Annotated in this window: 17 protein-coding genes; 3 read left to right on the top strand and 14 right to left on the bottom strand. The window is 73.0% G+C overall.

Going from position 1 to position 21,105, the window contains the following annotated elements; genetic code table 11:
- Positions 1-121 precede the first annotated feature (121 nt).
- A complete protein-coding gene (locus ACWDRB_RS48585; RefSeq protein ID WP_449906142.1) occupies positions 122-2,938 on the top strand; it encodes an AfsR/SARP family transcriptional regulator in 2,817 nt (938 codons plus the stop codon).
- 28 nt (positions 2,939-2,966) lie between these two features.
- Here the strand turns inward: ACWDRB_RS48585 and ACWDRB_RS48580 are convergent, their stop codons facing one another.
- The 12 genes from ACWDRB_RS48580 to ACWDRB_RS48525 all read right to left on the bottom strand — a co-directional run bounded on the left by ACWDRB_RS48580 (position 2,967) and on the right by ACWDRB_RS48525 (position 15,187).
- The gene (locus tag ACWDRB_RS48580; protein ID WP_449906139.1) at positions 2,967-5,270 is read right to left on the bottom strand and encodes a penicillin acylase family protein; all 2,304 of its coding nucleotides are present in this window, start codon (positions 5,268-5,270) and stop codon (positions 2,967-2,969) included.
- An 8-nt stretch (positions 5,271-5,278) separates the two neighbouring features.
- A complete protein-coding gene (locus tag ACWDRB_RS48575; protein ID WP_449906136.1) occupies positions 5,279-7,492 on the bottom strand; it encodes an FtsX-like permease family protein in 2,214 nt (737 codons plus the stop codon).
- Positions 7,489-8,181 (bottom strand): ABC transporter ATP-binding protein, encoded by a 693-nt coding sequence (locus ACWDRB_RS48570; RefSeq protein WP_363982765.1) that lies wholly within the window; start codon positions 8,179-8,181, stop codon positions 7,489-7,491. Before ACWDRB_RS48570 ends, ACWDRB_RS48575 begins: the two co-directional genes overlap by 4 nt.
- A complete protein-coding gene (locus ACWDRB_RS48565) occupies positions 8,178-8,705 on the bottom strand; it encodes a PadR family transcriptional regulator (RefSeq protein ID WP_350733046.1) in 528 nt (175 codons plus the stop codon). Before ACWDRB_RS48565 ends, ACWDRB_RS48570 begins: the two co-directional genes overlap by 4 nt.
- 79 nt (positions 8,706-8,784) lie before the next feature.
- Complete coding sequence (locus ACWDRB_RS48560; RefSeq protein ID WP_449906132.1) at positions 8,785-9,489, bottom strand: GNAT family N-acetyltransferase; 705 nt, start codon at positions 9,487-9,489, stop codon at positions 8,785-8,787.
- A 13-nt stretch (positions 9,490-9,502) separates the two neighbouring features.
- Entirely contained in the window at positions 9,503-10,447 is a 945-nt protein-coding gene (locus ACWDRB_RS48555) for an NAD(P)H-binding protein (RefSeq protein ID WP_397374202.1), read from the bottom strand.
- Positions 10,448-10,562: 115 nt separating this feature from the next.
- Positions 10,563-11,840 (bottom strand): hypothetical protein, encoded by a 1,278-nt coding sequence (locus ACWDRB_RS48550; protein WP_449906129.1) that lies wholly within the window; start codon positions 11,838-11,840, stop codon positions 10,563-10,565.
- A 79-nt stretch (positions 11,841-11,919) separates the two neighbouring features.
- The gene (locus tag ACWDRB_RS48545; RefSeq protein ID WP_449906127.1) at positions 11,920-12,696 is read right to left on the bottom strand and encodes an SDR family oxidoreductase; all 777 of its coding nucleotides are present in this window, start codon (positions 12,694-12,696) and stop codon (positions 11,920-11,922) included.
- 38 nt (positions 12,697-12,734) lie between these two features.
- Positions 12,735-13,166 carry a carboxymuconolactone decarboxylase family protein gene (locus tag ACWDRB_RS48540; protein WP_449906124.1) on the bottom strand — a complete coding sequence of 144 codons (432 nt, stop codon included), beginning with the start codon at positions 13,164-13,166 and terminating at the stop codon, positions 12,735-12,737.
- A 93-nt stretch (positions 13,167-13,259) separates the two neighbouring features.
- Entirely contained in the window at positions 13,260-13,739 is a 480-nt protein-coding gene (locus tag ACWDRB_RS48535; RefSeq protein WP_449906121.1) for an RrF2 family transcriptional regulator, read from the bottom strand.
- Between the two features lie 142 nt (positions 13,740-13,881).
- The gene (locus ACWDRB_RS48530; RefSeq protein ID WP_350733037.1) at positions 13,882-14,199 is read right to left on the bottom strand and encodes a carboxymuconolactone decarboxylase family protein; all 318 of its coding nucleotides are present in this window, start codon (positions 14,197-14,199) and stop codon (positions 13,882-13,884) included.
- A 100-nt stretch (positions 14,200-14,299) separates the two neighbouring features.
- The gene (locus tag ACWDRB_RS48525; protein WP_449906118.1) at positions 14,300-15,187 is read right to left on the bottom strand and encodes a helix-turn-helix transcriptional regulator; all 888 of its coding nucleotides are present in this window, start codon (positions 15,185-15,187) and stop codon (positions 14,300-14,302) included.
- 188 nt (positions 15,188-15,375) lie between these two features.
- Between ACWDRB_RS48525 and ACWDRB_RS48520 the strand changes: the two genes are divergently transcribed.
- Entirely contained in the window at positions 15,376-16,356 is a 981-nt protein-coding gene (locus tag ACWDRB_RS48520) for an aldo/keto reductase (protein WP_449906115.1), read from the top strand.
- Positions 16,357-16,369: 13 nt separating this feature from the next.
- Here ACWDRB_RS48520 and ACWDRB_RS48515 read toward each other — a convergent pair whose 3' ends face one another.
- Positions 16,370-17,518 carry an aminotransferase class V-fold PLP-dependent enzyme gene (locus ACWDRB_RS48515; protein ID WP_449906112.1) on the bottom strand — a complete coding sequence of 383 codons (1,149 nt, stop codon included), beginning with the start codon at positions 17,516-17,518 and terminating at the stop codon, positions 16,370-16,372.
- 82 nt (positions 17,519-17,600) lie between these two features.
- Here ACWDRB_RS48515 and ACWDRB_RS48510 point away from each other — a divergent pair, with 82 nt between their 5' ends.
- Positions 17,601-19,004, top strand: coding sequence for an aminotransferase-like domain-containing protein (locus tag ACWDRB_RS48510; RefSeq protein WP_449906109.1), 1,404 nt, complete (start codon positions 17,601-17,603; stop codon positions 19,002-19,004).
- Here the strand turns inward: ACWDRB_RS48510 and ACWDRB_RS48505 are convergent.
- The gene (locus ACWDRB_RS48505; RefSeq protein ID WP_449906106.1) at positions 18,994-21,036 is read right to left on the bottom strand and encodes a S8 family serine peptidase; all 2,043 of its coding nucleotides are present in this window, start codon (positions 21,034-21,036) and stop codon (positions 18,994-18,996) included. The genes ACWDRB_RS48510 and ACWDRB_RS48505 overlap by 11 nt on opposite strands.
- Between the last annotated feature and the right edge of the window lie 69 nt (positions 21,037-21,105).

Here is a 21,105-nt window from a genome sequence, read left to right as displayed (position 1 = left end):
ACCCAGAGCGCACGACCCCTTGCTCCACTCGCGCGAGCGGTGGTGCGGGGCGCCCCGCGGCATGCGAGCATCCAGACGGGGTCGCGACCCCCGGATGATGAGCCGGTCTCTGGAGGGCTGAGTGCTACGAGTCGATTTCGGCGTGCTGGGGGAGATCTGCGCCTGGGCCGACGGCCAGGCGATCGAGCTGGGGCCGGCCAGGCAGCGAAGCGTGCTGGCGGCGCTGCTGGTGAAGGTCAGCCAGCCGGTGTCCCTCGACCAGCTGACCGACTGCGTGTGGGGGGAGGATCCGCCGCGTCGGCCGACCGCGACCCTGCAGAGCTACCTGTCCCGGCTGCGTACGTCCCTGCCGGCGGCCTGGGACGGCGGCATCCGCCGCAGCGGCGGCGGCTACCTGCTGCGGGCCGACGAGAGCGCGGTGGACCTGCACCGCTTCCGTGACCTGCGGAACCGGGCCCGCACGAGCGACGACGCCACCGCCGAACGCCTGTACGAGCAGGCGCTGGACCTGTGGCGCGGCGAGCCCTTCGCCGACCTGGACACCTCGTGGGCGAGGGCCCAGCGGCACATCCTCCAGGGTGAGCGGCTGGCCGCGCGCCTGGCCTACCACGACGTACGGCTGCGCCGCGGCGGCCACGCCGCGCTCCTCGGCCCCCTGGAGTCCCTGGCGGCCGAACACCCGCTGGACGAGCGGCCGGCCGCCCAGCTGATCCTCGCCCTGTACCGCAGCGGCCGCCAGGGCGAGGCCTTCCAGCAGTACGAGCGGATCCGCAAGCGGCTGGCCGCCGACCTCGGTGTGGACCCCGGCCCCGACCTGCGGCTCCTGCACCACCAGATGCTCACCGCCGCGGTGGCGCCCGCCCCCGCCGAATCCGCCCCGGCGCCTCCCGCGCCCACGCCTCCACCCGCCGGGATCATGGTGCCGCGCCAGTTGCCCGCGCCGCCGCCGGTGTTCGTCGGACGCCCGCGCGAGCTGGCCACCCTGGACGACGCGCTGACCGGCGACGGCAGGGACCGGGTGGCGATGATCTCCGCCATCGGCGGGTACGGCGGCATCGGCAAGACCTGGCTGGCCCTGTACTGGGCGCACCACCACGTGGACCGCTTCCCGGACGGGCAGATCTACCTGGACCTGCGCGGATTCGACGCCGGGAACGCGCCGATGCCGGTGGAGACGGCCCTGCGCCTGCTGATCGGCGCGCTCGGCGCGGATCCCGCCGCCGTCCCGCAGCGGCCGGAGGAGCAGACGGCGTTCTACCGCAGCCTGACGGCCCGCAAACGCCTGCTGATCGTGCTCGACAACGCCCGCGACACCGCCCAGGTCGTCCCCCTGCTGCCGGGCACGCCCTCCTGCACCGTGCTGGTCACCAGCCGCAACCAGCTCCCCGGGCTGATCGCCGGCCACGACGCCCGCCACGTGCCGCTGGACGTGCTCGACGCCGCCGAAGCCCGCCGGCTGCTGCTGCACCACCTGGGGCCCGAGCGGGTCGACGCCGAGCCGGAGGCGGTGGCCGCCCTGGTGGAGCGCTGTGCCGGGCTGCCGCTGGCGCTGAGCATCATCGCGGCCCGCGCCCTGATGAGCCCGTGGCTCCCGCTCGCGTCCCTGGCCGAGGAGCTGCGCGCGGAGTCCACCCGGCTCGACGCGCTGGACGCCGGCGAGCTGTCGGCGGACCTGCGGACCGTGTTCGCCGCCTCGTACCGCGCGCTGGAGCCGGAGGCGGCCCGGCTGTTCCGATTACTGGCCCTGCACCCGGGACCGGACATCCCGCCGCCCGCCGCGACCGGCCTCCTGGGCACGGACGCCCGGCGGCCCATGGCCGGGCTGGTCCGCGCGCACCTGGTCACCGAGCACGCTCCGGGCCGCTTCGCCCTCCACGACCTGCTGCGCGACTACGCGGCCGAACGGGCGTACGCCGAGGACACCGAGGCCGAGCGCGACGCGGCGCTGCGCCGCCTGCTCGACCACTACCTGCACACCGCGCACGCGGCGGCCCTGCTGTTCTACCCGAACCGGCGGGCGATCCAGCTGACCGAACCCCTCGCCCCCGGCGCCGTCCCGGTCGTCCTGCGCGACCACCAGCAGGCCGCCGACTGGCTCGCCGCCGAGATCCAGGCGCTGCTGTGGGCGGTCAGGCGGGCCGCCGACGCCGGGCTGGCCACGCATGCCTGGCAGCTGGCCTGGTCGCTGGCCGACTACCTCAACCGCCAGGGACGCCGGCAGGACATCCTCACCACGCAGCAGGCCGCCCTGGACGCCGCCCGGGACCAGGACGACCTCGTCGGGCAGTGCCGGGCGCACCAGACCATCGCGCGCACCCATCTGCGGCTCGGCCGCTACGACGACGCCCGCGTCCAGCTCGATCACGCGCTCGATCTGGCCACCCGGCTCGGCGACCTGGCGCTCCAGGCTCGCGCGAACCACAGCCTCACCATGGTGTTCAGCGCTCAGGAGCGCCACAGCGAGGCCCTCGCGCACGCCCAGCGGGCACTTGAGCTGTACCGGGACCTGGGCGACAAGAGCAGCACCGCCGACATTCTCAACTCCGTCGGCTGGGAGCACGCCGAACTCGGGCATCATCGCGAGGCCGTCGACCACTGCGAGCAGGCCGTGGCCCTGTTCGAGTCGCTCGGCGACCCGTACGGCCAGGCGGCCGCCCTGGACAGCCTGGGCTACGCCTACCACCGCGCCGGCGACCACGACCGGGCCGCCGGCCGCTACCGGCACGCTCTGCGGCTGTTCCGGGAGGTGGGGGACCGCGGGGAGGAGGCGGCGTGCCTGCTCAACCTCGGCGACACCCGCCGGTCCGCCGGTGACGAGGCGGCGGCCCGCCGGGAGTGGCGGGCCGCGCTGGACATCCTCGACGAGCTCGACCGGCCCGGCGACGATCCGGTACGGAGCAGGCTCGCCGCCCGCCTCGGCCTCACCGGGGACCGCTGAAGGCTCAATGAGGTCCCCGCCGACCGGATCACCCGCGCACGGTGGAGATCCTCAGCTTCGGATCGGCGGCGATCTCGGCCTCGGTGAACCGCTCGGTGACCCACTGGCCGCGCGAGAACAGGACCGTCTGGTCGGTGTGGTGCGGCGAGCTGGGATCGGCCGAGAGCGAATAGGTGAGGATGGTCCGCGTACGCGGCCCGGCGGGGGTGAGCTCGACGGCCATCATGAAGGTCGAACCGGTGTCCACCTCCGGGTAGCGTCCGTCGGCGCCGAGGATGCCGCGCATGCGTACCCGGTCGAAGCAGCCCTCCCCTTCGGTGCAGCCGGGGATCGGGATCGAGGAGTAGCGCTGCGCCTGGCCCGGGGTGAGCGTCAGGGGGATGCCGCCGGCCTGGAAGGCGGCCACGGCGTCGGCCAGGGCTCGCCGTACCACCGGGTCGTCGCTCTTGAGACCCCGGGGGGTGGCCAGCGGGCGCGCGGGATCGAACGGCACCCGCCACGGGCTGTAGACGGGCTCTCCCGGCTTGGTGGGCTGCCCCAGCCGCTCGAAGAACTCGCGCCACAGGATGGCCCCCTGGCCGTCCAGGGTGGCCCGCCCGTTCCACTTGAGCAGTGTCCGGCAGGCCTCGCGCACGTCCACCGGCTTGCCGCCGGACGTGGTCAGGGTGCTGTCACGGCACAGCTTCGGCAGGTCCGGGCGCATGAGCTCGAAGGTGTAATTGCGCTTGCCCTGCACGCTCGCCTGCAGCGTCTCGAGGGTGAAGCCGGGAGCGCCGAGCCCGTCGGCGCCGGAGAGCCGCTGGGCGATCATGTCCAGGCTGACGCGCGGGCGCGGCTCCAGATCGGTACGCGCCTTGCCGAACGCGCGCGGGTAGCCGGTCAGCGGCGCCGACGGGTTCGTCATCCAGAAGGTGTTGTTGGAGTTGGCCACGTAGTCGGCGCGGGTCAGCCTCGGCCGGCCGCCGGGCCCGAAGACGCCGGGCACGACGGCGTCGCGGTCCCTGCCCCACAGGCACGCGGAGGTCGAGCCGTCCAGGACGTACTCCTCCAGGCCCGGGATGGGGGAGGGCTTGCCGCAGCGCTCCGCCTGGGCGTCGGTGACGTGGGGGACCATCGAGGTGTCGGCGAAGTAGGCGCTCCCGCCGACGTCGGTGGCGAGCGTGTGGACGAACGGCATGCCCTGGTAGGTGTTCTGGGTGGCGCGCAGTTGGGTGAGGTTCCGGGCCCTGGCCATCGCCAGCCACTCGTCGGCCGCGCGCAGGTTGTCGGCGTTGACGTCGGCCAGCGCGTAGGCGACCTTGCCGGTCTGCCCGGCGGCCAGCACCGGGCCGTAGCGCGAGGTGTAGAGCGTGTGGTCCACGACGGTGCCGTCCTGGAGGGTGACCTGCACCTCCTGGCGACCCATCGGCTCGGTCCGGCCGTCCACCCGGTAGCTGGTGCGGTCTACGAGGTCGAGCCGGTAGAGGTTGAACCGCTGGGCGTGGGAGACCGTGTGGGTCCAGGCCGTGGTCGCGTTGTGGCCGATCTCGACGACCGGCGTGCCGTACAGGCTGCCGCCGGAGACGTCGAGCACGCCGGGGATGGTCAGCTGCACCTGGTAGAAGCGGCGGATCCCGTTCCAGGGGAAGTGCGGGTCGGCCAGCACCATGCCGTGGCCGTCTCGGGTCGCCCGGCGGCCGAGCGCCCAGGCGTTGCTGCCCGCGGCCGGCCTGCGCTCCGGCCCCTCGGCCTCGGCTTCCCCGACGACGTACTCCTTCATCCCGGCGATGCCGGTCATCCGGCTGAGGTCGAGCAGGTTGTTCCACAGGTCGGTCGCGGTGATGGGGCCGACCCAGGCCTTGCCCCGGCAGGTGGGATCCGGCAGGTTCGCCACGCCGGTCTGCTCCAGGTAGCGGTTGTACCCGGCGACGTAGCCGTCCACGAGCCGGCGCAGCTCGACGGTCGGGCCCAGCGGCGATCGCCGGGCCAGCAGCCGCGGCACCACGCCAGAGTCGGCGACGCTCTTGTAGTAGACGTCGCTGACCAGGTTGGCGACCGGGCGGACCGGGTCGTCGGACTTCGCCTGGGGGCCGAAGTACCGGGACCGCTCGCCCCGTAACGTCACCACCCAGGAGGCCAGCACGCAGAGGTTGTCCTGCGCGAAGGCGTAGCCGTACCCGAATCCGAGCCCGCCGTAGTCCTTGGCGGATATGTGGGGAATGCCGTACTCGGTGCGCCGGATCTCGGCGGCGTAGCGGCCGTCGTCCGCCAGGGCGGGCGCGTCGGTGCGTACCACCACCATGACGGCTGCGACCAGGGCCAGCGCGATCAGCGCGGCCGATTTCAGCTTCATCGCAACTCCTATTCGAAACGCGCGTTGTCGGGCGCTGTCATGCGCCTGAGCAGCGGGAGGGCGGTGAGGATCACCAGGAGGGAGGCGGCCAGGCCGCCGCCGAGGGAGGCGAAGTAGACCGGCCCGGGCATCGCGAGCGAGGCGCCCTTCATCGCGAGCTGGCCGATGAGCGGCTCGGCCACGGCGAAGCCGGCGCCGGCGGCGAGCACGGCGGCCAGGACGAGCGGCAGCGCCGACTCCAGCAGCACCACCGTGGCCAGGGTCCGCGTGGGCGTGCCGGCCAGCCGCAGCAGCGTGAACGGCTGCCTGCGCTCCACCAGGCCGCCGCCGACCGCCACCACGAGGCTGCAGCCGCCCGCGACCAGGGTGAGCGCGACCATGGCCAGCGCGATGCTCTCCGCCCTGGTGTACAGGTCGGCCCTGACCTGGGCGACCTCGGCGAAGGTCATCGGCGCCTGCGCGGAGTAGCCGGCCACCAGGGTACGCAGCCGCTCCAGCGTCGCCGCGTCGCCCGTACGGATCATGACGGCCATCAGATCGAGCCCGGCGGCGGAGGCGGACTCGCTGGCCGGTCCGGCCAGCGGGAGGAGCTTGTCGATGGTGAGGGGGTTGTCGGCGCCGACGACGCGGTCGAACCGGCCCAGCACGGCCTGCGCGCCCGCGGGGCACCGGCCGAGCACGGGGAAGCGGGCCAGGTTCGAGCACTCGACGACGGAGGTCGCGGGCGGCGAGCCGTCGGGCGGCGGGCGCAGGCTCTCCAGGTCCGCCCTGGCGTAGATCGGCAGCACGTCCACGCCGGGCTGGGCGCGCACCTGGGCGAGCAGGTCCGCCGCCGCCCGCGGCGACAGGCTCGCGATGCCCGGCCGCCAGAGCGTGGCGCCCAGCACGTCGTTGAGCGTGCCGCCGGCCACGGCCCGCTGGCCCGCGACCACCGTGGGCACGAGGGCCGCGATCGTCGTCCCGATGAACACCGCCAGCACCAGCCCGCTCACCGACCTGAACGCGGTCTTCGGGTCGGCGGCCAGGCGCTGCGCGGCCAGCAGCGTCGCCGCGCCGCGGGTCAGCCGGGCGGCCAGGCGCGCGCCGAGCATCGTCAGCCACGGCCCGGCCAGCACGAGCCCGGCCATGGTGAGCGCGATCCCCGCGTTGGCCAGCAGAGTGTCGGGTTTGCCGTCCTTGAACGCCGGACCCGCGAGCAGCCCCAGCCCGGCGAGCAGCGGGATCACCCGCCACGCTCTCGGCGGCGGCGGGGCGGCCTTCCTGGCCACGCCGAGCGGTGAGATCCGCACCCGGCGCAGCGACCACAGGGAGGCGCCCGCCGCGACGACGGGCACGCAGGCGAGCACGGCCGCGTACTGCCAGAGGCTCGGGACGGCCAGCTCGGGGAAGAAACGCGAACCGGTGATCCGGATCCCGGCCACGACCGGCCGTACGAGCTGGAAGAGCACGACGCCGGCCAGCGCGCCGAGCAGCGCGCCCAGCGCGGCGTCCACCGCGGCGAGGATGTTGATCTGCCGGGAGGTGGCGCCGACCAGCCGGATCGCCGCGAAGCGCGTCTCGCGGCGGGCGGCGGCCAGCCGGGTGGCGGTGCCCACCAGCACCAGCAGCGGGACGATCAGCCCGACGGCGGCGATGCCGAACCCGAACCGGTAGACGTCCGCGCTCTGGTCGACCGCCGGCTCGGTGGCGACCGTGTCGACCCGCCGGGTGCCGATCACGGCGGCGACCTGCTGCGGCGTCCCGCCCACCACGATGACCAGCTCGTCGGGCCCGGACAGCGCGGCCCGGCCGATCAGGCCCGCCCGCGTCCCGGGGAAGCGGGCGGCGAGTTGTTCGCGCGGCGCCGAGTCCAGGAGCCGGGCCAACGCCGGCGAGGCGTAGTACTGGCCGGGGCCGGGCATGCGGGACAGGCCGGGGATGACCGGCGCCCGGCCGCCGAGCGCGGCGGCGTCGAGCCTGGTGATCGTCCGGCCCGCGTAGAAGTCCTCGCGGAGGTTCCACAGAGCGCCGTCGCCGGTGGCGTCCAGGGCCCAGCCGCTGGGCGCCGTGCCGCGCGCGCACTCCCAGCAGGGCCGGTCGCCGGTGGCCTGGAAGGCGTTGAACAGCGACAACGTCGCCAGCAGCACCGCGACGCCGACCGCCACCCCGGCCACGATCAGCGCCAGCCGGGCCGCCGTCTCCCTGCCGCTGCGCAGCGACAGCCGCAGCCCCAGCGAGATCATCGGAGGACCCCGCCGGCGTACGGGTCGGTCACCTTGCCGTCGCGCACCACGACCTCGCGGTCGGCGCAGGCGGCCACCCGGGCGTCGTGCGTCACCACGATCACGGTGGCGCCCTCCTCGCGGGCCAGGCCCACCAGCAGGTTCATCACGTGCTCGCCGGTGAGCGAGTCGAGCGCGCCGGTCGGCTCGTCGGCGAAGATCACGCGCGGCCCCGTCACCAGCGCCCGCGCGATGGCCACCCGCTGCGCCTGCCCGCCCGACAGCTCCCCGGTACGCCGGCCGCCCAGCCCGGCCAGTTCCAGCCGCTCCAGCCAGGACGCGGCCCGCGCGTACGCCTGCTTGCGTCTGGTACGGCCGAGCAGCAGCGGCAGCGCCACGTTGTCGGCCACCGTCAGCTCGGGCACGAGCTGGCCGAACTGGAAGACGAACCCGAAGGCGGTGCGCCGCAGCTCGCTGCGGCGGCCGTCGTCCAGCGTGTCGAGCCGCCGCCCGTCGAACCACACCTCGCCGGTGTCCGGGGTGAAGATCCCGGCCAGGCAGTGCAGCAGCGTCGACTTGCCGGAACCGCTGGGCCCCATGATGGCCAGGACCTCGCCCGCGGCCACCGACAGGCCGGCCTCCCGCAGCGCGGGCGTGCTGCCGAAGGAGCGGCTGATGCCCTCGGCCCGCAGCAGAGCGTTGACGATCATCGTTCGCGCACCGTTTCCGCCAGCGCCCCCAGCCTGGCCTGGGTGACGTCGATCCACCGCAGGTCGGCCTCCAGCCGGAACAGGGCGTGGTCGGCGAGGAGCGTGTCGATCAGCGCGCCGCCGCGTTTGATCTCGGACAGCTCCCGCATGCGCCGCAGATGCGTGGCGCGCTGGGCGTCGAGGTAGCCCGCCGCGTCGCGGCCCAGCATCAGCGCCAGCACGACCTTCGTGAACAGCACCGTCTGCAGGTACGGCTCGGCCTCGACCGGCTCGGCCAGCCACCTTTCGACCTCGCTCCGGCCGACCGGGGTGATGGCATAGCGCTTGCGGTCGGGGCCGTCGCCCGGCTCGCTCTGCCCGGCGGCGATCTTGCCGTCCCTGACCAGGCGGGCGAGCGTGGAGTACACCTGGCCGAACGGCAGGGACTTGCCCCCGCCGAAGTAGGTGTCGTAGTCGCGTTTCAGGTCGTAACCATGGCTCGGCTCCCGCTCCAGGAGGCCGAGCAGCGCAAGGGGAACGCTCATGCCCGGAGACTATACTCTGAGGGTATATCCGCGGCGTATAAACACCCGAGCTCGCCGGATCTTCGGTCCGTGAGCGGTCCTAGAGGCGGATGCTGATCTGCGCGCCGTGCTCGCGGAAGCCGAGCGCGCGGGCGACGCGCCGCGACGGCTCCGGACGTGCCCGCCACTGCGGCAGCAGCCCGATCGCCAGCGCGTCGGCGACCGCCGCGGAGGCCGCCAGGCGGGCCAGCCCCCGGCCGCGCCACCGCGGCGCGGTCAGCACGCTCACGTGCGCGGCCGCGTCCAGCCAGGGGCGGAAGCCGGCGGCGGCGAGGACGTCCCCGCCCTCGCGGACGGCGTAGGCGGCCGAGGCGATCTCCTCCAGGCCGGACTCGTCCGCCTCCTCCTGCGGCACCGATTCGAGCAGGGCCCGGATCGCCGGGTGATCGGCCGGCAGGCGTTCGACCTCGGCGACGGGCGGGGCGGCGACGAAGTCACCGGCGTCGAGGTAGGCCAGTGTCGCCGGGCCCAGGACGTCCAGGACCGGCAGGAGGTCCGGGAGCCGGGCGAGGCCGGCGTCGCCGAGGGCCGGCAGCGCGCTCCGCACCGGCTCGGCCAGGCCGGCGCCGGGCACGGTGGCCAGGATCGCCCCGCCCAGCGCGACGACGCCCGTCCAGCCCGGCGGGCACAACGACGACCCGGGCGAGACCACGACCTTCACGTCCCCGCTCGCGGGGAACGTGACGGGGGTGCCGGCCAGGGCCGCCCACAGGTCACGCGCCCGGTCCAGCGCACTTCTCGGCATCCTCCGATGATCGCTACCGCAGGCCTCCGGGGCCAACCCGGGTGCCGCCGAAGAGGGCCGCGTGACCGGCGACGAAGTTCTTGACGCTCGTCGCGGGCCGTCCGGTGATGGTCTCGACGTCGTGGGTCAGGCGGGCGTAGCGGCCCCGCGCGTGCAGCCGCGCCATGGTGGAGATGTGCTCGGCCACGTGGTCCGGCAGCTTCGCCTTGCGGAGGTCCCGCTCGATCCACTCCTTCAGCGGCATGTCCACGTACGTGATGCGCCGCCCCAGGGCCTCGGAGTACTCCGCCGCCACGGCGTTCATGTCCTCCGAGCGCGGGCCGGTGAGCTCGTACACCTTGCCGACGTGCGGCGACGGGGCGGCCAGGATGGTCGCGACGACCTCCGCCACGTCGCCCGCCGCGACCGGCGAGGTCCGCGCGCCCCCGAACGGCAGGCGGATCTCGTCCCGCTCGGCTATGGAGGCGGCGGCGAAGAGGGTGAAGAAGGGGTGTTCGAGGAAGACCGTGGGCCGGACGACGACCAGCGGCAGCCCGGACCAGGTGAGCGCCTGCTCGGCGAGCCAGTGCAGCCGCTGCTGGCGTGACTCCTCCGTGCTCGTGGTGGTCATCCCGGAGACGGTCATCTGCGAGAGGTTGACGAACGCTCCGATGCCGGCGGTCTGGCGGGCCACGGTCGCCATGGTGACGGCGCCCTCCAGGTACGACGGCGAGACGCTCATGCTGAAGAACACCCGGCCGACGCCGTGCATGGCGGGCACGACGTCGGCGGCGCGCGTCATGTCGGCGACGACGACCTCGGCCCCCGTGGCCCGCAGCGCCTCGGCGCGCTCGTCCTCGCGATGGACGAGCGCCCGGACCGGGAGCCCCTGACGCCGCAGCGTCTCCACGACGGTCCGGCCGACCGCTCCGACGCTGCCGGCGGCGCCCGTGACGAGAATCGGTCTGTCCTGGGGCATCGGTCACCTCCCGGACCCACCCCAGCAAACTCGGGACGATTCCTCCACCGGGACGCCCGGCGGATGGCGATGTCGTTAATCCGGGACCATCAAGATTTCGCCAGTGGCGCTGAGTTCAGGAGGGATCGACGTCGGCGATGGCGACGGAGAAGACGACCCGTTCCTCCTCGCCCTCGGTGAGCCCCCACAGCTCGCCGGTGGCGTACCACTGTGACAGGTCCTCCGGCCGGTACGCCCAGCTCGTGTGGGCGCTGATCGTCCGGGGCGTGGTGGCGACGTTCACGGTGGCGAAGCGTCTCCTGGGGTCGGGGCCGGGGTGCGCGCCGGCCGCCATGTTGATGTAGAGGAGGTCGCCGTCGGACTGGACGCCTTGCACGTCGCTGATGGCGTCGGCGGGGTCGGCCGGGACGGTGGACACCCAGGCCTGCACGGGCGCGTTGACGAGCCGGTAGTCGCCGTCCGGGGGCGGCTGGAACCGGTAGCGGACCAGTTTGGTGCCGGCCGGGGAGCCCGTGGAGCCGCTGGAGGCCTTGTAGGTTCCGGTGATCAGGCTGGCGCCGCCGGAGCTGTGGCGGTCCAGGGAGACGTAGTCCAGGCGGATGGGGGTGATGTAGTGGCGCACCTCGGGGATGACGTACTTGTAGTCGCCGCCGCTCCCGTCCCGCTTGCGGTAGATCTTGCGGGTGTCGAACACCCGGATGGTGTTGTACGTGGAGTCGGGGCCCGAGTAGCCGTTCCAGTTGGTGCTGGAGGTCATGAACAGGTAGGGGCCGTACCAGGCCAGGCCGCCGCCGTGCCCGTACACGCGCCGCAGCTTCCCCTGGCTGTCGACCCACACGGGCAGGACGTTGCGGTAGCGGCGGTCGTCGAGGTCGACCACCGACAGGTTCACGGAGTTGGTGCGGTAGTCGGGGTTGTCCGGGTCGGGGGAGTTCAGCCAGACCCAGCTGGTGATGAGCGCCCGGTGGTCGCCGCCGATCGGGGTGCCGTCGAGCTGGGCCTCGCCCGAGGTGGCCAGCCCCTGCGGCACCCAGGGGGAGTGCGGGAGGTCCTCCTTGTCGCCCTGGGCGGCGGTGGGCCAGCAGAACCAGGAACGGACCGGCACGCGCGGCAGATAGGCCGCCCGGGCGGCGCAGCCGGGGTCCTCGTTGCCGGGCAGCGCGACGCGGTCGGTCCCGCTGAGCGCCCCGCCGATGCCCACCTGCTCGTACTCCGCCGTGAGCGGCACGGTGTACGGGTCGGACCCGGCGCGCAGGTCGAGGCCCGTCAGGCTCAGGGGCTGGAGTGGTGCCGTGGCCGTAGTCAGGGCCGACGCGGCGCCGGGCGACAGCGCGGGCGCGGCCAGGACGCACGCGGCACCTATCCGTATGAGCCAGGTCAAAGGGGTGGTCATGGAGGTGCTCCTCGTTCGACGCCGAGCTCTGCCTGAACCTGAGTGTGATCACTTCCGGGGCCACAGACAAGATCGTGTTTTACGTGAACAGCTGGCCGCCGTTGACGTCGATGGTGGCGCCGGTGAGGGCCTTGGCGTGGTCGGAGGCGAGGTAGAGGACGGCGCGGGCGACGTCCTCCTCGGTGGCGATGCGGCGCAGCGCCATCGCCGAGACGTCGCGGGCGAGGATCTCCTCGAACGGCACGCCTTCCGCCGCGGCCCGCGTGCGCATCCAGTCGTCGAGCACGTCACTGGCGATCCAGCCGGGGGCGACGCAGTTGACCCGGACGCCGTGCGGGCCGAGCTCGTCGGCGAGGCAGTGGGACAGCAGGTGCGCGGCGGCCTTGCCCGCGGCGTAGTCGCTGCGCCCCGCGTAGCCCGTGCGGGAGGACATGGAGGTGATGTTGACGATCGAGCCGGAGCCCTGGGCCACCATGTGCGGCGCGATGAACCTGCAGGCCAGCAGGGTGCCGTAGCCGCCCGTCTCGACGGCCGCGCGCCAGGCCTCGAGGTCGTCGTCGGACATGTCGAGCACGTTCCTGCGGTGCGATCCGGGGAAGGCGGCGTTGACCAGCACGTCCACCCGGCCGAACCGGTCGATCACGGTGCCGGCGAGCCGCCGTACGTCCTTCGTCCTGGTCACGTCGGCGGGCACGGCCAGCGCGCCCGGCACCTCGGCGGCGATCCGCTCGACGGTGGCCGCGGTGCGGGCGGCCACGACGACCCTGGCGCCCTCCTCGCTCAGCAGGCGCGCCAGGGTCCGCCCCAGCCCGGGGCCCGCCCCGGTGACGACCGCGACCTTGTCATCGAGCAGCACGCCCTGACTCTACCAAGCGTTTGCTCGATAGCGAGGTGCTATGCCGGGGCGTTGCGGAGGGTGATGTTGATGCGGTTCCAGGCGTTGATCGCCGAGATCGCCATGACCAGGGCGGCCAGCGCCTCCTCGTCGTAGTGGGCCGCGGCCTCCTGCCACACCGCGTCGGGGACGCCGTCGGGGTTGTCGGCGACCCGCGTGGCCGCCTCCGCGAGCGCGAGGGCGGCGCGTTCCCCGTCGGAGAAGAACGGCGTGTCCCGCCAGGCCGCGACCGCGTTGACGCGCCGGTCCTGCACGCCCGCCTCCCGGGCCTCGCGGGCGTGCATGTCCACGCAGAAGCCGCAGCCGTTGATCTGGCTGACGCGCAACCGGAGCAGGTCGAGCGTGGCGCGGGGGACGGGGGCGGCGTTGATGTACGCCTCCAGCGCGTACATCGCCTTGAGGCCGTCGGCGGCGGGCTTGCGAATGCTCATGCGCATTGCTGGATCTCCTTATTTCTGGATGGTCTGGATATTTGATATCCAGAATTACGGCATGCGGCGGGGCCGCTCAGGGGACAGGGCTGTTCAGGGGCGGCGGCTCGCGAACCAGTCGCGGGTGGCCGCGGGCGTGCCGGGGGAGTGGCGCTCCACCGTCGCCTTGATGTCGGCCAGCGTCTGGCCGGCCAGCTCCTTGCGCCAGGCGAGCTCGGCCCGCCGCATGGCCTGCGAGACGAAGCACGCCTTGCGGTAGTCGACGTCCGGCCGCCCGCCCGGCCCCTTCCGCAGCACCTCCTCGCAGCGGAAGGCCTCGCCCGGCCCCTCGATCGCGGTGACCACGTCGAGCAGCGTGATGCGCTCGGGCGCGCGGGCCAGCCGGAACCCGCCCCGTGGGCCGGGGGTGGAGGTGACGATGCCCGCCCGTGCCAGCGCCTGGAGCTGCTTGTTCAGGTACGCCGTGGGCAGCTCGTAGAACGCCGCCAGCCGGGCGGCGGTCATGGCCTCGTTCTGCTCGACCCACGTCAGGTTCAGGCAGCTGTGCAGGGCCCACTCCACGCCCTCGCTCATCCGCATAATCCTGGATATTAAACGTCTAGATCTTGATGAGCAAGTCAGGAGCCGGGCACGAGCCTGATCGTCGCGGCGCGGGGAGGCCAGATCCAGCTCCTCCGCGTCCCGATCGCGGTGAGCTCATCGCTCGTCCAAGCGGTCATCGGTGCATCTCCTTCAGGGTGGTGATCGCCGTCATGGCGTTGGGCCAGCCGGCGTAGAACGCCAGGTGGGTGATCGCCTCGACGAGCTCGTCCTCGGTCAGGCCGTTGTCCAGCCCTCGGCGCAGGTGGGATTCGAGCTGGCCGGTGCGGTACAGCGCCACCAGCGCGGATATGGTGATCAGGCTGCGGTCGCGGGGCGACAGGCCGGGACGTTCCCAGACGTCGCCGAACAGCACCTCGTCGGTCAGCTCGACCAGTTTCGGCGCGAAGTCGCCGATCAGGCGCTGGGCGGGTGTGGGCTCAGCGGACATCATGTTCTCCTCACGAAGGTTCGCTCGTCGCGTCCACCTTGGCGTTCGTGCCGATTGGGTGGCAGACCGCGCTGTTCGGGGGAGTGACAGGGCCTCCCACGCGTCACCTGGAGGGGAGCTTGGTGGCGCGATCGGAGGCGAGCAGGTCCAGCAGGACGATCGCGTCGTACTCGGGGGTGCCGGGCTCGGCGTAGTAGGTCATCAGCCGGTGGCCGGGGGTGCCCTCCAGCAGCATGGACTGGTAGCCGAGGGTGAGGTCGCCGACCTCGGGGTGGTGGAAGGTCTTGCGGCCTTGTACGTGGCCGCGCACGTCGTAGCGTTCCCACAGGCGGGCGAACTCCGGGCTCTTGAGCAGGAGCTCCCCGGCGAGGTTGGTCAGGTCGGGCGCGTCCGGGTCGGTGCCGGCCAGGGCCCGCAGCCTGGCGACGCAGCCGCGGATCTGGTTGTCCCAGTCGTGGAACAGCTCGCGGGCCGAGGGATGGAGGAAGACGTAACGGGCGATGTTGCGCTGCCTGGGCGGCCAGCTGTCCATCCCGGCGAACAGCCGCAGCCCGGCGGGGGTGTGGGCGAGCAGGTCGCCGGTGCGGCTGCCCACGTACGCGGGGTAGGGCCGCAGGCTCTCCAGCAGCAGCTTGACCCCGGGCCGGACGGTCCGGCCGGGCGCGGCCGGCGGCTCGGGAGCGGTGCGGGCGGCGCGCGCGGCCAGGCTGCGCAGGTGCTCGTGCTCGATCTCGTCCAGCAGAAGGGCGCGGGCCAGGGCGTCGACGACGGCCGGGCTGGGCCGGGTCTCCCTGCCGCGCTCCAGCCTGACGTAATAGTCGACGCTGACCCCGGCCAGGGTGGCCAGCTCCTCGCGCCGCAGGCCGGGGGTGCGCCGCAGGCCCGGGCCGACCGTCAGGCCGACCTCGCCCGGGGTCACCTGGGTGCGGCGTGCGCGCAGGAAACGTCCCAGCTCGCTGCCGCCACTGCCGTCCCGTTGCTCACGTGCCATACCTTCCAGTCTGCCGGGCCCTGACCTGCGCGGCGGCTGCGTTGGGGGGCCCTGTCACACCCCCGAACAGCCCGCCCTGCCAGCGCGCGCCCGCCGCGCGCAGGATGGACGGTCGAGGAGGTGTCCTCCCCCGGTGGGGGCGGCCGCCTCCCCGTCGAACTGCGGTTTCGCGAGGAAAGAGATAGCAAATGGAGTACATCCGTCTGGGGTCGTCGGGCCTGAAGGTGAGCCGGATCGCGCTCGGCTGCATGAGCTTCGGGGTGTCCGGGGAGTGGACGCCGTGGGCGCTCGACGACGAGGGGGCCGAGCCGATCTTCCGGCAGGCGGTTGAGCTCGGCGTCACCTTCTGGGACACCGCCAACGTCTACGGGATGGGCGCGTCGGAGGAGATCGTCGGGCGCGCGCTGAAGAAGTACACCCGCCGCGACGACATCGTCCTGGCGACCAAGGTGTTCTTCCCGATCCACCAGGGCCCCGGCGGTGCCGGGCTGTCCCGTAAGGCGATCATGGAGCAGATCGACGCCTCCCTGAGCCGCCTCGGCACGGACTACGTCGACCTCTACCAGATCCACCGTTTCGACCCCGAGACGCCGGTGGAGGAGACGATGGAGGCCCTGCACGACGTCGTCAAGGCCGGCAAGGCCCGCTACATCGGCGCCTCGTCGATGTGGGCCTGGCAGTTCGCCACGATGCAGCACGTCGCGCAGGCGAACGGGTGGAGCCGGTTCGTCTCCATGCAGGACCAGTACAGCCTGGTCCAGCGGGAGGAGGAGCGGGAGATGTTCGGCCTGCTCGCGGACCAGGGCGTGGGCAGCATGCCGTGGAGCCCGCTCGCCGCGGGCCTGCTCGCCCGTCCCTGGGGGGAGAAGGGCACCAGCCGCGCCGCGACCAACCCGACGACCGACCGTCAGGGCCGGCCGCTGTTCCTGGAGGGCGACAAGGCCATCGTGGACGCCGTCCAGCGGATCGCGCAGGCGCGTGGCGTCTCGATGGCGCAGGTGGCCATGGCCTGGGTGCTGAACAATCCGGTCGTCAGCGCGCCCATCGTGGGCGCCACGAAGGCGCGCCATCTGGCCGACGCGGTCGCGGCGCTGGACGTCAAGCTCACCGACGACGAGGTCACGTCACTGGAGGAGCACTACACGCCCCGCCTGCCCACGTATTTCTGAGCGGCCCTCAGCCTCACCGCCGGGCGGCGGTGAGGCTGAGCTCGGCGACCGCGGCGGCGACCCGGTCCACCTCCTCCTCGGTGTTGTAGTAGTGCGGTGACAGGCGAAGGGCCCACTCCACGTCCTTGTCGCCGAAGTCGTACTGGGCGAACTCGCGGAAGCTGAGGGCGGAGTTGATCCCCCGCGCGTCCATGGCCTCCTTGAAGGGTTGCGGCTGCCAGCCTTCGATCTCGAACGTGACCAGGGCCGCCGGTCGCGTGCCGCCATCGAGGAGTCGGACGCCGGGGACGCCCGCCAGCCGGTCACGCAGCCGGGCCGCGAGCGCGGGTGTGCGCTCGGCGATGCGGTGCACGCCGACCTGGAGGGCGTACCTGGTGGCCACCGCGCTGCCGATCACGGCCGAGTAGGGGAACTCCCAGTCCTCGAAGCGCGCGGCGGTCTCGACCGGGCGGTAGCGCCCCGGCTCGACCCAGCGGGCGCCGTACATGTCGATGAACAGCGGCTCGTAGCCGGCGCGCAGGACCCGGTCGGAGACGTAGAGGAAGCCCGAGCCGCGTGGGCCGCGCAGGAATTTGCGGCACGTGGCGGTGAGCAGGTCGCAGCCGATCTCCTCGACGTCGATCTCGTACTGGCCGACCGTCTGGCAGGCGTCCACGAGATACAGCAGCTCCAGCTCACGGCAGTGGCGGCCGATCTCGGCGACCGGCTGGACCAGGCCGGAGTTGGTGGGCACGTGGGTCACGGCGACCAGCCGGGGCCGCCGCGAGCGCATGAGCGCGGCCATCGCCTCGACGTCGACGCCGCTGCCGTCGGCGTGGTCCGGGGCGTGCACGATCTCGACGCCGAACCTCTTGCGCAGGGACAGGAAGGCGATCTGGTTGGAGATGAAGTCGTTGCGCGTGGTGAGAATGACGTCGCCGCGCTCGAACGGGATGGCGGACAGCGCCCTGGTGTAGGCGTCGGTCGCGCTCCCCGCGAAGGCGATGTTCTCGGGGGAGCAGTTGAGGAGCCCGGCCGTCGCGGCGTAGAAGTCGCCGACCTCCGCCTGCCGGGCCGCGGCCGCCTCGTATCCGCCGATGGCCGCTTCGAGCCGCAGGTGGGCGAGCATCGCCTCGAGCACCGGCCTGGCCAGCAGGCCGCAGCCGGCGTTGTTGAAGTGCACCACCGATTCGCAGCCCGGGGTGTCGGCTCGAAGGGATCGAAGCGTTTCCGGTGAAAAGTGGAAAGCGTTACTCTTGTCTCTCATGTCCGAGAGTAACATTACTGAGGCTCTCGCCACGAGCCTGCGGGCGGAGATCGCCGGGCTGGCCGCGGGCGACCGGCTGCCCAGCGCCCGCGACCTGGTGCGCCGCCACGGAGTGAGCCCCGTGACGGTGACGCGTGCCTTCGCCCTGCTGGCCGCCGAGGGGGCGGTGGTGACCCGGCCGGGCAGCGGCACCTTCGTCGCGGCGCGCCGCGACCGGTCCGCCGACGGCGTGGGGGACACCTCCTGGCAGACGGTCGTGCTCGCTGACCGCAGCATGCCCGCGCTGACGGCGGGCGAGCTGCTCGGCCCGCCGCCCGGCGCCATCACGATGGCCGGCGGCTACCTGCACAGCTCCCTGCAGCCCGTCAAGGCGCTGGCCGCCGCCCTGGCGCGGGCGGCCCGCCGCCCGGACGCGTGGGATCGCGCGCCGGTGGCCGGCCTGGCGCCGTTGCGTACGATCTTCGCCAGACAGGCCGGCGGCGACGTCGGCTCCGACGACGTGCTGATCACCAGCGGCGGGCAGAGCGCCCTTTCCATGGTGTTCCGTGCCATCGCCGCGCCCGGCAGCCCGATCCTGGTCGAATCGCCCACCTATCCGGGCGCGCTGATGGCCGCCCGCGCGGCGGGGCTGCGCCCCGTACCCGTGCCTCTGGACGGCGACGGCATCCGGCCCGACCTGCTGGCCGACGCCTTCGCCACGACCGGGGCCCGGCTGCTGTATTGCCAGCCGACCTTCCACAACCCGACCGGCGCCGTTCTCTCGCCCGAGCGTCGCCGGCAGGTGGTCGACGTGGCCCGCGCGGCCGGCGCCTTCCTGGTCGAGGACGACTTCGCGCGCCACCTCGGGCACGGCGCGCCGGTGCCCCGCGCGCTCGTCGCCGACGACCGCGACGGCACCGTGGTCCACGTGAGCTCCCTGACCAAGCCCGCCTCGCCCAGCCTGCGCATCGGCGCGGTCATCGCCAGGGGCCCGGTGATGGAACGGCTGCGCGCGATGCGGCGGGTCGACGACTTCTTCATCGCGCGCCCCCTCCAGGAGGCGGCCGTCGAGCTGCTCAGCACCCCGGCCTGGGACCGGCACCTGCGCGCCCTGGCCCACGCGCTGCGCGAACGCTGCGCCGCGCTGGTCACCGCGCTCGCCCGCGAGGTCCCCGGCTGGGTGCCCGGGCAGATCCCCACCGGAGGGCTGCACCTGTGGGTGCGGATGAGCGCGGGCCACGACCACGCCGCCGTCGAGGCGGCGCGGGCGCGGGGTGTGGTCATCAGCGCGGGCGGCGACTACTTCGCCGCGGAGGCTCCGGGCGGCTACCTGCGGCTCGGCTTCGCGGCGGCCGCCGACGTCGCCGAGCTGGTCGAGGGTGCGCGGCGGCTCGGCGGGCCGCCGCGTTCCTTCACTGGGTGAGCGTCCATCCGTTGATGTAGCCCTTGTCGCCGGATGTGACGTCCTCGACGCGGAGTTTCCAGCTGCCGCTGGCTGGTGATGTGCTGGCGTTGACGTGATAGGTCTCGTTCAGGACGTCGGCGTCGTCCTTGGGTGCCGGTGCCCGTAGCGGGTAGACCTTGCCGTCCGGGGCGACCAGGTCGAGCTTGAGGTCACCGCGCCAGGTGTGGTTGATCTCGACGTAGACGGTCACGTTGGAGGGGGCGTTGCCGGAGAGCCAGCCGACCACGATCTGGGAGTCCGCGCTGCCGGGGTCGGGGATGGGCACGTCGTCCCACGCGCCGAAGCAGGGCAGCCTGATGGTCCAGCTGTCGATGTAGCCGGTGTCGAGCCATTCGACGTCCTGGGCGCGCAGTTTCCAGGTGCCCTTCACCGGGGAGGCGCTGGCGTTGATGTGATAGGTCTCGTGGATGATGTCGGCGCTGTCGTTGGGGGCGGGCGCCCGCAGCGGATAGACCTTGCCGTCCGGGGCGATCAGGTCGGCCTTGATCTCGCCGCGCCAGGTGTGGTGGATGTCGATGTAGACCTCGATGTTGGCGGGTGCGCTGCCGATGAGGTCGTTGACCACGATCTTCGATTCCACGTAGCCGTGGTCGGGGATGGCGTAGTCGGTCCCGTTGGTGTAGTTGGGCAGCGGCCAGGGGTCCGCGTCGGGGTCCGGGGTGGGGTTGGTGCTGCCGAGGACGGCGGTGTCGAGCTGGATGCGGGGGGTGGTGGCGCCGGTGTAGGTGATGACCTTGCCGGTGGTCTTCAGGGTGGTCACCAGCTGGGAGACGGCGGTGGTGGGCTGGGCCTGGCGCATCACGGCCAGGGCGCCGGTGACGTGGGGGGCGGCCATGGAGGTGCCGCTCATGGAGGCGTACTTGTTGCCGGGAATGGAGGAGACGATGTCCGTGCCCGGGGCGAACAGGTCCAGCAGAGTGCCGCGGTTGCTGAACGTGGACGGGGTGTCCGTGTCGGTGGTGCTGCCGACGGCGATGGCCGAGGAGACGCAGGCCGGCGCGCTGATCCCGTCGCCGTAGCCGTTGTTGCCGGAGGCGATGACGGTGGCCACGCCGGCGGCCAGGAGGGCGTCGATGGCGGGTTTGCGGGGGTCGCTGTCGCAGGCGGCGGTGTAGCGGCCGCTGCCGAGGCTGAGGTTGGCGGCCACGATGGGGGTGCCGCCCTCCTGAAGCTCCAGGACCTTCTCCAGGCCGGCGATCTGGGCGCTGGTGAAACTGAGCACGCAGGGGGCCGCTCCGGCGCCGCAGAAGTCCTCGGAGGTGAACTTGCTGAAGACCTGGATGGCGACGAGTTCGGCGGCGGGGGCGACGCCGGCGGGCGGGGCTCCGGTGACGTTCTGGCCGTTGCCGATGGCGATGCCGGCCACGTGGGTGCCGTGGTCGCAGTCGAGGGCGACGTCGGCGCAGGGGCCGGTGTCGGTGTCGGCCGCGCCGGGTCCTTCCTGCTCGGCGTTGCCGTCGGGGCACAGGCTGGTGGCCGAGTAGTCGGCGTCGACGGGGGAGAAGCAGGCTTCCTCGAGGACGCGGCTGCCCAGGAAGGGGTGGTTGACGGCGACGCCGGTGTCCAGGACGGCGACGACGCTGCCGGCGCCGGTCATGCCCGCGGCGCGGGTGCGGTCCCCGCCGATCAGGGGGATGCTCTGGGCCAGCACCGGGGGTACGGGCTTGTCCTCGGTGACGCTGACCACGTTGGCGAGCTTGGACAGCCGGTCCACGGCCGCCGCGTCCACGCGCAGGGTGACCATGGGGAAGCGGGAGGAGGTCTGCAGGACCTGGCCGTTGGCGGAGGCGTCCGGCAGGTCGGTCCGGGACTTGGTGACCACGTTCACCCGGAGTTTGCCGCCGGCGGCCAGCTTGGTGCGCAGCTCGGGCTCCACCGTCGGTGCGGCCGCGGTGACCTGCTGGGTGGTCTGCTGGGTGGTTTGCTTCTCCAGGTTGGCCGAGGCCGCGTGGGCCGGCACGCTCACGAGCGTCGTGGCCGCGAATGCCACGATGACGCAGGATAAGACCGGAAATTTCATGACATATCGCGCCTTACGTGAAGAGTTCCATGGTGACGA

It is taken from the genome of Nonomuraea sp. NPDC003707, assembly GCF_053587055.1.
Note: the sequence above shows the minus strand (reverse complement) of the source record. Positions and strands in the feature narration are given on the sequence as shown.

Excerpts from the sequence above, each read along its gene's own strand:
- ACWDRB_RS48535 (WP_449906121.1), bottom strand. The coding sequence starts at position 13,739 with ATGAGCGAGGGCGTGGAGTGGGCCCTGCACAGCTGCCTGAACCTGACG.
- ACWDRB_RS48580 (WP_449906139.1), bottom strand. The coding sequence starts at position 5,270 with ATGAAGCTGAAATCGGCCGCGCTGATCGCGCTGGCCCTGGTCGCAGCC.
- ACWDRB_RS48540 (WP_449906124.1), bottom strand. The coding sequence starts at position 13,166 with ATGAGCATTCGCAAGCCCGCCGCCGACGGCCTCAAGGCGATGTACGCG.
- ACWDRB_RS48575 (WP_449906136.1), bottom strand. The coding sequence starts at position 7,492 with ATGATCTCGCTGGGGCTGCGGCTGTCGCTGCGCAGCGGCAGGGAGACG.
- ACWDRB_RS48510 (WP_449906109.1), top strand. The coding sequence starts at position 17,601 with ATGTCCGAGAGTAACATTACTGAGGCTCTCGCCACGAGCCTGCGGGCG.
- ACWDRB_RS48525 (WP_449906118.1), bottom strand. The coding sequence starts at position 15,187 with ATGGCACGTGAGCAACGGGACGGCAGTGGCGGCAGCGAGCTGGGACGT.
- ACWDRB_RS48560 (WP_449906132.1), bottom strand. The coding sequence starts at position 9,489 with ATGCCGAGAAGTGCGCTGGACCGGGCGCGTGACCTGTGGGCGGCCCTG.
- ACWDRB_RS48570 (WP_363982765.1), bottom strand. The coding sequence starts at position 8,181 with ATGATCGTCAACGCTCTGCTGCGGGCCGAGGGCATCAGCCGCTCCTTC.
- ACWDRB_RS48565 (WP_350733046.1), bottom strand. The coding sequence starts at position 8,705 with ATGAGCGTTCCCCTTGCGCTGCTCGGCCTCCTGGAGCGGGAGCCGAGC.
- ACWDRB_RS48520 (WP_449906115.1), top strand. The coding sequence starts at position 15,376 with ATGGAGTACATCCGTCTGGGGTCGTCGGGCCTGAAGGTGAGCCGGATC.
- ACWDRB_RS48550 (WP_449906129.1), bottom strand. The coding sequence starts at position 11,840 with ATGACCACCCCTTTGACCTGGCTCATACGGATAGGTGCCGCGTGCGTC.
- ACWDRB_RS48555 (WP_397374202.1), bottom strand. The coding sequence starts at position 10,447 with ATGCCCCAGGACAGACCGATTCTCGTCACGGGCGCCGCCGGCAGCGTC.
- ACWDRB_RS48530 (WP_350733037.1), bottom strand. The coding sequence starts at position 14,199 with ATGATGTCCGCTGAGCCCACACCCGCCCAGCGCCTGATCGGCGACTTC.